At 65.5% G+C, this 9,830-nt stretch carries 9 protein-coding genes and 1 pseudogene; 8 read left to right on the top strand and 2 right to left on the bottom strand.

The window, feature by feature from the left end; translation table 11 throughout:
* The 6 genes from ABZE94_RS17175 to phaC all read left to right on the top strand — a co-directional run.
* A partial coding sequence (locus tag ABZE94_RS17175; RefSeq protein WP_372876792.1) for a thiamine pyrophosphate-dependent enzyme occupies positions 1-672 on the top strand: 672 nt, incomplete at its 5' end.
* Positions 665-1,651, top strand: a complete 987-nt coding sequence (locus tag ABZE94_RS17170) for an alpha-ketoacid dehydrogenase subunit beta (protein WP_372876790.1) — start codon at positions 665-667, stop codon at positions 1,649-1,651. The genes ABZE94_RS17175 and ABZE94_RS17170, both read left to right, overlap by 8 nt.
* A 64-nt stretch (positions 1,652-1,715) precedes the next feature.
* Positions 1,716-2,822: a dihydrolipoamide acetyltransferase family protein gene (locus ABZE94_RS17165; protein ID WP_372876788.1), complete on the top strand. Its 1,107-nt coding sequence runs from the start codon at positions 1,716-1,718 to the stop codon at positions 2,820-2,822.
* A 222-nt stretch (positions 2,823-3,044) separates the two neighbouring features.
* The gene (locus ABZE94_RS17160) at positions 3,045-3,758 is read left to right on the top strand and encodes a hypothetical protein (protein WP_372876786.1); all 714 of its coding nucleotides are present in this window, start codon (positions 3,045-3,047) and stop codon (positions 3,756-3,758) included.
* A gap of 786 nt (positions 3,759-4,544) precedes the next feature.
* Complete coding sequence (locus tag ABZE94_RS17155) at positions 4,545-5,450, top strand: alpha/beta fold hydrolase (protein WP_372876784.1); 906 nt, start codon at positions 4,545-4,547, stop codon at positions 5,448-5,450.
* A 126-nt stretch (positions 5,451-5,576) separates the two neighbouring features.
* Complete coding sequence (gene phaC, locus ABZE94_RS17150) at positions 5,577-7,262, top strand: class II poly(R)-hydroxyalkanoic acid synthase (RefSeq protein ID WP_372876782.1); 1,686 nt, start codon at positions 5,577-5,579, stop codon at positions 7,260-7,262.
* 380 nt (positions 7,263-7,642) lie between these two features.
* Here phaC and ABZE94_RS17145 read toward each other — a convergent pair whose 3' ends face one another.
* Positions 7,643-7,903 (bottom strand): YebG family protein, encoded by a 261-nt coding sequence (locus ABZE94_RS17145; RefSeq protein WP_372876780.1) that lies wholly within the window; start codon positions 7,901-7,903, stop codon positions 7,643-7,645.
* Between the two features lie 279 nt (positions 7,904-8,182).
* On the opposite strand from ABZE94_RS17145, the gene ABZE94_RS17140 reads away from it, so the two are divergent.
* Together ABZE94_RS17140 and ABZE94_RS17135 are read left to right on the top strand one after the other, a co-directional pair.
* The gene (locus ABZE94_RS17140) at positions 8,183-8,650 is read left to right on the top strand and encodes an aminoacyl-tRNA deacylase (RefSeq protein ID WP_372876778.1); all 468 of its coding nucleotides are present in this window, start codon (positions 8,183-8,185) and stop codon (positions 8,648-8,650) included.
* 238 nt (positions 8,651-8,888) lie between these two features.
* Positions 8,889-9,392, top strand: coding sequence for a phosphate-starvation-inducible protein PsiE (locus ABZE94_RS17135; RefSeq protein WP_372876776.1), 504 nt, complete (start codon positions 8,889-8,891; stop codon positions 9,390-9,392).
* Positions 9,393-9,536: 144 nt separating this feature from the next.
* Here ABZE94_RS17135 and ABZE94_RS17130 read toward each other — a convergent pair.
* A pseudogene (locus ABZE94_RS17130) lies at positions 9,537-9,830 on the bottom strand (hypothetical protein); the annotation flags it as partial.

The raw sequence follows: 9,830 nt of genomic DNA, 5'->3' as shown, positions 1-9,830 counted from the left end.
TGCGGCGTGGCCACGGCGATGAAAATCCGCGGCGAGCACCGGGTCGCCGTCACCACCTGCGGCGATGGCGCGACCAGCAAGGGCGACTTTCTCGAAGCGCTCAACGTCGCCGGTGCCTGGCAATTGCCGGTGGTGTTCGTGGTCAACAACAACCAGTGGGCGATCTCGGTGCCCAGGCGCATCCAGTGCGGCGCGCCGACTCTGGCGCAGAAGGCCATAGGCGCCGGCTTTCCCGGCGAGCAGGTCGACGGCAACGACATCCTCGCCGTCTACGAACGCATGCAGGTCGCCCTGGAGCGTGCCCGCCACGGCAAGGGGCCGGTGTTGCTGGAGTGCATCAGCTACCGCCTCGGCGACCACACCACCGCCGACGATGCCACCCGCTACCGCAGTGCCGAAGAGGTCAAGCAGGCCTGGCAGGAAGAGCCGGTCAAGCGTCTGCAGAGTTATCTCGCCGCTCAGGGCGTGTGGGACGAAGGCCGTGAGCAGGCGTTGATCGGCGAGTGCCAGGGCCTGGTGCAGCAGGCGGTCGACGCCTTCGATGCAGTCGGCAATGCGCCCGCCGAGACGCTGTTCGACTACGTCTACGCGCAGTGGCCGGTGGCGCTGGCCGAGCAGCGCGACATGCTCCTGGAGCGCGCCGCCCGCCGTGAGGAGAGCAGCCATGAGTGAGGCCAAACTGACCCTGCTGGAGGCGATCAACCTGGCCCTGCACCGGGCCATGTACGAAGACCAGGATGTGGTGGTGCTGGGCGAGGATGTCGGCGTCAACGGCGGCGTGTTCCGCGCCACTGCCGGCCTGCGCGATACCTTCGGCTTCAAGCGGGTGATCGACACGCCACTGGCCGAGACCATGATCGCCGGGCTGACGGTCGGCATGGCCGCGCAAGGCTTGAAACCGGTGATGGAAATCCAGTTCATGGGCTTCATCTACCCGGCGCTGGATCAGTTGGTGTCGCATGCCAGTCGCCTGCGCAATCGCACCCGCGGTCGCTTGAGCTGCCCGATGGTGTTGCGCACGCCGATGGGCGCCGGTATCCGCGCGCCGGAACACCACAGCGAAAGCACCGAGGCGATGTTCGCCCATATTCCCGGCCTGCGCGTGGTCATCCCGTCCTCGCCGGCGCGCGCCTATGGCCTGCTGCTGGCGGCCATCGACGATCCCGATCCGGTGATCTTCCTCGAGCCGACCCGGCTGTACCGGATGAATCCGCAGGTGCTGCATGACGATGGCAAACGCCTGCCGCTGGACAGCTGCTTCACCCTGCGCGAGGGCAGCGACCTGACCCTGATCAGCTGGGGCGCCAGCGTCCACGAGACCCTGCAAGCGGCCGCGCAGCTGCAGGAGCGCGGGGTGTCCGCCGAGGTGATCGACGTCGCCTGCATCAAGCCGCTGGACCTCGACACCCTCGAGGCCTCGGTGCGCAAGACCGGGCGCTGCGTGATCGTGCACGAGGCGCCGAAGAGCTGCGCGGTCGGCGCGGAGATCGCCGCCAGCCTGTACGAGCGCGCCTTGCTGGACTTGCAGGCGCCGATCCAGCGGGTCACCGCGCCGGATATCCCGCCGCCGCTGTACCGCCTCGAACAACTCTATATACCTGGCGTCGCCGACATCCTCGCGGCCTGCGATGCGGTGCTGGATTACGCGTAGGGCGGGTGAAACCCGCGCCGCAATCATCGCGGGTTTCACCCACCCTACGAAGACGGAGGAGACGATGAAATATTTCAAACTGCCCGACCTCGGCGAAGGCCTGCAGGAAGCCGAGATCGTCGAATGGCACGTCAAGGCCGGCGAGGAGGTCAAGGCCGACCAACTGCTGGTCTCGGTGGAAACCGCCAAGGCCATCGTCGATATCCCTGCGCCCTACGACGGTGTGGTGGCCAAGACCTTCGGCGCCGAGGGCGACATCCTGCATGTCGGCGAGCCCTTGCTGGCCTACGAGGGCGAGGCCGATGCCGGCACCGTGGTCGGTCGTCTGGAAGGCGCTGGCAAGGCGCAGGCGGACAGCTTCTTCGTCGGCGCCGCGCCTTCGACCCGCGAGCATCTGGCGCCGCGTGCGACCCCGGCGGTGCGCCAACTGGCCCGCCAGCTGGGCGTCGACCTGAGCGGCCTGAGCGGTTCCGGCAACGATGGCCTGATTACCCGCGGTGATGTCGAGGCCGCAACCCAGTCCGCCCGCGACAAGTTCGGCGGCGCCAAGCTGCGCGGCGTGCGCCGCAGCATGGCGATCAACATGGCGCGCTCGCATGCCGAGGTGGTGCCGGTGTTCATTGTCGGCGACGCCGACCTGCATCGCTGGCCGCAGGCGCGCGACCCGCTGGTGCGCATCGCCCGTGCCATCGCCGCCGCCTGCCAGGTCGAGCCGCTGCTCAACAGCTGGTTCGATGGCAAGGGCCTGTCGCTCAAACGCCACAGCCAGCTCGATCTGGGCATCGCCGTGGATACCGCGGACGGTTTGTTCGTGCCGGTGCTGCGCAATGTCGGCGACCGCACGGCCGAGGACTTGAAGGAAGGCATTGCGCGCCTGCGCGCCGACGTCAAAGCGCGCTCGATCCCCCCCCAGGAAATGATGGGCGCGACCCTCACCCTGTCCAACTTCGGCACCCTGTTCGGCCGTTACGCCAACCCGGTGGTGATGCCGCCGCAGGTGGCGATCATCGGCGCCGGCGGCATCCGCGACGAGCCGGTGGCGGTGGCGGGCAAGGTGGTGGTGCACCCGATCCTGCCGCTGTCGCTGACCTTCGATCACCGCGCGGTCACCGGCGGCGAGGCCGCGCGTTTTCTCAAGGCGCTGGTGCAGGCGTTGGAGGCACCCGAGTAACATCAGAGGTTGTGAAAATATCGAGCGCCGTAGCGAGAGCGTCTCCAGGTGTTCGCGGCAAGGCGCGCTGCGTGAAAAGTAGGGGAGTTTAGTGAGCTAAATGACTCTGCTTTTTACGTAGCGCAACGCCAGCAGCGGACGCCAGGAGGCGGTCGCAGTAGGCGAGAGTTTTTCACAACCTCTCAGTTCATCAGTCCCCATGACGGGGCAGCGGAGCGTGTCATGCTGCTGGAAACCTTGAGCATCGCCGAGCGATTTTGCGGGCCGCCGCTATCTGGCAATGGCGGCTATGTCTGTGGCCGTATCGCTCGTCACATCGCCGGCTGCGCGTCGGTTCGGCTGCTGGCGCCTCCGCCGTTGGATACCGAGCTGGCTCTGCAGCGCGGCGCCGACGGCGCAGTCCGGCTAATGGCTGACGCTAGCGTGATCGGCGAGGGGCGGGCGGCCCGACTCGAGCTGGCGGTTCCGCCGGCGCCGACATTGGCCGAGGCCGAGCAGGCCGCCCGCAACTACCTGGGGTTTCGCCAGCACAGCTTTCCGGGCTGCTTCGTCTGTGGGCCACAGCGCCATGCAGGCGATGGCATGCGCATATTCCCCGGTCCGCTGCCGGGGCAGGCGCTGGTTGCCGCGCCCTGGGTCGTCGATCCCGGCTTGGCCGCGCCGGAATTCCTCTGGGCGGCGCTGGACTGTCCGGGCGCCTTTGCCCTGCTGCCGCTCGAGCCGGGCACGACCCTGGTGCTCGGCCAGCTCACCGCGCGCATCGACGGCGAGGTGCGGCCGGGCGAACACTGCGTGGTGATGGCCTGGCCGCTCGGCATCGAGGGGCGCAAGCACCTGGCCGGTTCCGCGGTTTTCTCCGCCGCCGGCCAGTTGCTCGCCGTTGCCCAAGCCACCTGGATCGCCGTGCCGGAGCGGGCGTTCCAGCCAGAGGGTTAGTGGCCTCTGTGGTGTGTCCCAACGCCTTGTTCTGGACGCTCAGCCATCCGAACCCGATGTACAGACCCTAACCGCTCGAGATCGCGGCGCGCAGCGGAACACCAGCCGCAGGCCGAGGAGCATCGCCAGCCTGCCGCCCAGGATGCTGCCCGACAGGCTATTGCCGTGGCGCAACGTCGCCCGGTTGTCAGGCGAGGCGCCTGCTGGGCTATGCGGCGTGCCACCATTGCGGTGCCTGATCGTTCGGAGGTTGGCACCGCTAACCTGCGCGACCCGAACCGCCCCAGCGTGCTGCGCCATTTCAGGATTGACACGACGCTTGGACAAGGTCCTCGCCGCCGGGCTGGCGACGCCAGCACTGGGCGGCGAACTGCGCCTGCTGGCAGTCGCCATGCAACTCAAACCTGGCGTCCGTCGGATCACGCCTGACGGAGCAGGCGCTCGTCGGAATGCCCCATCCGGGCGGTTGCGCCCCCGCGCAACGCCTGCTTAAATTTTCTCCCCAGTCGACGGGTGACCAGCCGGTCATGTCGAGCTTCCAGGGCGCCCGCGTTGTCGGTCTGTGCGGTGTAGTGCGCCTTGGTTGGAGCGGAAGGATCCTCTGTCGTAGTACCCACAATCGATCCGATGAACCACTGCAACTAAGTAAACGCAAACAAGTCATTTATGGGGCTGCCCGATACTTGCTCAAGTCTCGGGTACAGGCGTTTTATTGCTGATGCTATGGCCCTGCGAGCAGCGTGCAGACTGTCCGCAGCGCCCAATTTGTGCCAAGAGGATAACGATATGAGGCCGGAAACCGCCATCGTCGAAATTCACGGGAAGTACAAAATCCACACGGAACTTTACCGCAACCCTGCCGCCACCAAGACCATCATGCTGGTCAACGGCTCGCTGGCCACCACCGCATTCTTCGCCCAGACGGTGCGTTCCCTGCAGCCACGTTTCAATGTGGTGCTCTACGATCAGCCCTATGCCGGCCAGTCGAAAGCGCACAATCGCCACGACCAGCCGATCCGCAAGGAAGACGAAGCCGAGATACTCCTGGAGTTGATCGAACACTTCCGCGCGAACCATCTGCTGTCCTTCTCCTGGGGCGGCGCGGCCACCTTGCTGGCCCTGGCCCAGCGCCCGCGGCGGATCGAGAAGGCCGTGATCACCTCCTTCGCCGCGCGGGTCAATCAGCCGATGCGCGACTATCTGGAGCGCGGCCTGGACCTGCTCCTGGCCCGCGCCGGCGGCGACGTAGGCCGCCTGATCAATGGCACCATCGGCAAGCACCTGCCAGCGCTGTTCAAGCGCTTCAACCTGCTGCACATCAGCAGCCTTGCCGAGCACGAATACCTGCAGATGCATTTCCATGTTCACGAGGTGCTGACCCAGGATACCCAGTGCTACCAAGCGTGCGCCGAAGCCATCGAGATCCCGCTGCTGTTCGTCAACGGCGAGTGGGACGAATACACCACGGCGGCGGATGCCCGCCTGTTTGCCGCCCATGTCCGCCAGGGCCAGTTCCGCACCATCGGCAATGCCGGGCACTTCCTCGACATGGAGCACAAGACAGCCTGGCGCGACACCCGCCAGGCCTTGCTCGGATTCCTCCAGCCGGCCATGGCGGCGTCCGTGCCGCCAATGGGTGGCCAGCGCTATCCGCTCGCTGACCGCAGGGCTGCGCAACGCATCGCCAGCTGAGCCCTTGGCGGTGTCTATCTATCTGCGGGTTGAGGCTTGGCGCGGGTGTGCGGACCTATCCAGCCGCGCCTGGCGATCGACCCGCTGCGTTCGTCTCATGCCGGAATGACCGGAGGATGATTTTCCATGCGAGAAAAACCAGCGTCGGGCACCTTGCCCGTACCCGCGTCCTTTGCCAATGCCGGGCAAAGCGCCCTGGGCGGCTTACGCGGCCGCAACCTGTTGTCCACCCTGCGCACCCTGGCTCTGCAGGGCATCAAGCAGCCGATCCACAGCAGCCGTCATGCCCTGGCCTTCGGCAGGCAACTGGGGCGCGTGCTGCGCGGCGACACCGTGCTGCCGCCGAACAGCCGCGATGCCCGCTTCCAGGATCCCACCTGGCAGCTCAACCCCTTCTATCGCCGCGGTTTGCAGACCTATCTGGTCTGGCAACAGCAGCTCGCGGCCTGGGTCGACGAGAGCGATCTGCCGGCCGACGAGCAAGCCCGCGCGCGCTTCGTCCTGGCCCAGCTCGGCGATGCCCTGGCGCCGTCCAACAGCCTGCTCAACCCCTTGGCGCTCAAGGAACTGTTCAACTCCGGCGGCGTCAGCCTGCTCAAGGGCATCGGCCACCTGGTCGACGACCTGCTGCACAACGGCGGCATGCCCAGCCAGGTGAGCAAGCAGGCCTTCGAGGTTGGCCGCAACCTGGCGGTCACCCCTGGCTCGGTGGTGTTGCGCAACGAGTTGCTCGAGCTGATCCAGTACAAGCCGATGAGCGAGCAGCAGTACGCGCGGCCGCTGCTGATCGTGCCGCCGCAGATCAACAAGTACTACATTTTCGATCTGGCTCCGGGCAAGAGCTTCGTCCAGTACGCATTGAAGAACGGCCTGCAGGTGTTCGTGGTGAGCTGGCGCAATCCGACCAAGGCGCACCGCGACTGGGGCTTGTCGAGCTATGTGCGGGCGGCCGAGGAGGCCATCGATGCCTGCCGGGCGATCACCGCCAGCAAGGACGTCAACCTGCTCGGCGCCTGCGCCGGCGGCCTGACCATCGCCGTCCTGCAGGGCCATCTGCAGGCCAAGCGGCAGTTGCGCAAGGTCGCCAGCGCAACCTACATGGTCAGCCTGCTGGACAGCCAGGTGGAGAGCCCGGCGGCGCTGTTCGTCGACGAGCAGACCCTGGCGGCGGCCAAGCGCCGCTCCTCCGAGCAGGGCGTGCTGGATGGTCGCGACATGTCCAGGGTGTTCGCCTGGATGCGTCCCAACGACCTGGTCTGGAACTACTGGGTCAACAACTATCTGCTCGGCAAGCAGCCGCCGGCCTTCGACATTCTCTACTGGAACAACGACAACACCCGCCTGCCGGCCGCCCTGCACGGCGACTTCCTCGACTTCTTCCGCCTCAACGCCCTGAGCCATGCCGGCGGCATGCAGGTCTGCGGTACGCCGATCGATCTGAAGAAGGTCACGGTCGACAGTTTCAGCGTGGCCGGGGTCAACGATCACATCACCCCCTGGGACACGGCCTACCGCTCGACCCAACTGCTCGGCGGCGACAAGCGCTTCATCCTGTCCAACAGCGGGCATATCCAGGCCATCCTCAACCCGCCGGGCAACCCCAAGGCCACCTATATGGAACACACCACCCTGAGCGCCGACCCGCACGCCTGGCACAGCGAGGCGCAGAGGCACGAAGGCAGCTGGTGGCCGCAATGGCTGGGCTGGATTCAGGCACGCTCCGGCGTGCAACGCGAGACCCTGACGGCCCTCGGCAGCCAGGACTACCCGCCGCTGGAAGCCGCGCCGGGGACCTATGTGCATGTGCGTTAAGCGGCGGTTGCACAGTGGCGAGCGTCGGCTAGGTGGAGAGCCGACGAGTCGACGCCGGCGTTTGAGAAGGCGGTGTTCCAGTTTACTGCTGCATGGGGTATCTGCACCCCCGCTAGGCTAGGCGCGGAATTATCCTCGGAGCGTTGTCGATGCTTCGAGGATTTTCGCGGACACGGACCAGGTGCGCCTGCCACTGCACATGGATTACCTCGGACGGCGTCGGCTTCAGTCCGGCTGGCTCGATCGGCTTGCACCAGGCTGCAGTTGAGCAGGGGCGACGCCTGGCTATTGGCCGAGTTCGCGGCAGAGTCCGTTTCGGCTCATGCACCATCCGCTTGGGACAGAGTAGCCACAGGCACTCATGGCGCCTCGTCTGAGCATCACTCAGGCGTGACTTGGCTCAGTTCGCTCAGTGCATCCGGTTGGTTCTTGAAGGCCTTGGCGAAGATTTCGCGGTTCTTGGCCATGAAGATGCCCAGCTCTTCGCCTTGCTGTTCGTTCAGCGAAGGCACGGCCTTTTGCAATACGTCGGTGAGCAGCTCGGCCAGTTCGAGCATCTTGTCATGACGGTCGGCTTCGGCTTTATCCATAAATAAACGCTCCAGATCCCGGCTGCTGCGGTACACCACTTCGACGGCCATTCATCACCTCTACGCCTTCACGCTGATGGGTTGTAAGAAACTGTTCATATATACAGTGCTGGCGCAGTGTAAAGCAGTTGACCGGGGCCTGCTAGTGCATCGCTCACAGTCTTGCCCATGCACTAAACTTGTATGTGCTACGCGCGGCTCAAAACAAAGGGCAGGGAGATACCCGGACGGCTCGCAATGCTCCCGTCGCGGCAGTACCCCGGTTGGCGCAGGCTTCAGCGGGAGGCGGGGGCTGGCGTCGATTCTCAGGCCAACGTTAGGAGGTGCATCATGACCATGGCCAACCGTTTGCAAAACTACTTGTCACAACAGCACTCCCACTACGACATGCTGCAGCACGATCCCTCGATTACCTCCCGTGAGGCGGCGCGGCGCGCCGGCATACCGCCGCATCTGATGGCCAAGTCGGTGATCCTCGACGACTTTCAGGGGCATTGGCTGATGGCGGTGGTCCCGGCGACTCACCAGGTCGACCTCAACAAGGTGCGCAAACTGACCAAACGCCACTGGCGACTGGCGCGGGAAAACGAGTTCGGCCCGCGTTTCAGCGACTGCGCGAACGGGGCGATTCCGCCGGTGGGCAGCGCCTTCGAGATGGAAACCCTGATCGACGAGTCGCTGACGGCGCTCAAGGACCTGTATTTCGAGTCGGGCGATCATGAAGGTCTGGTGCATATGAGTTCGGAGCAGTTTCTCCAGCTCATGCCGACCGCCCAGTGCGGACCGATCAGCGAATAGCCTGACCCGGGGCGGCGCCGCGGCGTGCGGTGCCGCCTGATTTCACTCGGCGCCCCCGGGAGGGGGCGTGTCTTATTGCCGCACAGCGGGCTTCTCGGCCTTGCGGCTGCTCCTCATCCGGCATAATCCAACCGTCACCTGCGGGTTCGATCATGGCGGCGAGCCCATTACCGAGTGCTTGCGAAAAAACGCTCGACGACTGCGCTCGATATTTTCACCCCCTGCGAGGAGCTGCATCTTGAAATTGAATTGGGCCGAGGCGCTGCGTGAGCACCTGCATGGACTGGCCGAGTCGCTCGGCAACTTGCTGGTCGAGAGCTTTCACTACCTGGCCTTGTTCGCCATCGGCGGGGCCACCGCCTGGGCGGCGGTGATGGCGTTCAGCGGCATGGTCGAGAAGGGCCACACCACGGTCGACGATATCCTGCTGCTGTTCATCTACCTCGAACTGGGGGCGATGGTCGGGATCTACTTCAAGACCAACCATATGCCGATCCGCTTCCTGATCTATGTGGCGATCACCGCGCTGACCCGTTTGCTGATCTCCGACGTGTCGCACCACCATCGCCCGGATATGGGCGTGGTGATGATTTCCGGGGCGATCCTGTTGCTGGCCGTGGCGATTCTGGTGGTGCGCTACGCCTCCGCTCGCTTCCCTTCGGTGCAAGCCGATGGCCCGCGCATGCGCCGCAACCCGGCCGACAATGCGGCGGAGAAGGACGACGCCCAGGGTGAAGATTAGACGGTTCGGCGCTCCGACGGTCCGGCGACCCGGCAGTCCGGCGTACCGGCGCCCCCGCCCCCCACACTGCCACACTAGTGCCCGATGTATGTCCGTCCCTCTGCGACAGACAGTCTGTGCCCAACGGGCGCGAACATCGCCGGCTTATTCGGTGCGAGTACCCTGCGTCTTGCCGGTTGCGGGAGCCGCGGCTGCCGGTTCGGTCCCGTAGGTGGGCTGCGCTGGGGCATCCATGCGGATGCGCCTGGAGAAGTCCGCGGCATCGTCTGCGGCCTGCGCCCGCGCGTTGATGTGGGAGCGCCGCCGAAGCTCGGCAAACGGCAAGCCGGCGCTGTCCAGCAAGCCGTGCTGGTAGAGAAACTGCGGTACATAGCCGCTGGCAATTATCCGCCAGTCGAACGGCGGGTGTTGCGGGTTGACCCGGGAATTCAGCCACAT

Origin of the sequence: Pseudomonas sp. (assembly GCF_041601375.1) — a bacterium.
In the GTDB taxonomy this organism is placed as follows: Bacteria; Pseudomonadota; Gammaproteobacteria; order Pseudomonadales; family Pseudomonadaceae; genus Aquipseudomonas.
This window is presented reverse-complemented; position numbering and strand designations above follow the sequence as displayed.

Bases quoted from the DNA above. Each gene is read 5' to 3' on its own strand.
- ABZE94_RS17170 (WP_372876790.1), top strand. From the start codon at position 665: ATGAGTGAGGCCAAACTGACCCTGCTGGAGGCGATCAACCTGGCCCTG.
- phaC (WP_372876782.1), top strand. From the start codon at position 5,577: ATGCGAGAAAAACCAGCGTCGGGCACCTTGCCCGTACCCGCGTCCTTT.
- ABZE94_RS17165 (WP_372876788.1), top strand. From the start codon at position 1,716: ATGAAATATTTCAAACTGCCCGACCTCGGCGAAGGCCTGCAGGAAGCC.
- ABZE94_RS17145 (WP_372876780.1), bottom strand. From the start codon at position 7,903: ATGGCCGTCGAAGTGGTGTACCGCAGCAGCCGGGATCTGGAGCGTTTA.
- ABZE94_RS17160 (WP_372876786.1), top strand. From the start codon at position 3,045: ATGCTGCTGGAAACCTTGAGCATCGCCGAGCGATTTTGCGGGCCGCCG.
- ABZE94_RS17140 (WP_372876778.1), top strand. From the start codon at position 8,183: ATGACCATGGCCAACCGTTTGCAAAACTACTTGTCACAACAGCACTCC.
- ABZE94_RS17155 (WP_372876784.1), top strand. From the start codon at position 4,545: ATGAGGCCGGAAACCGCCATCGTCGAAATTCACGGGAAGTACAAAATC.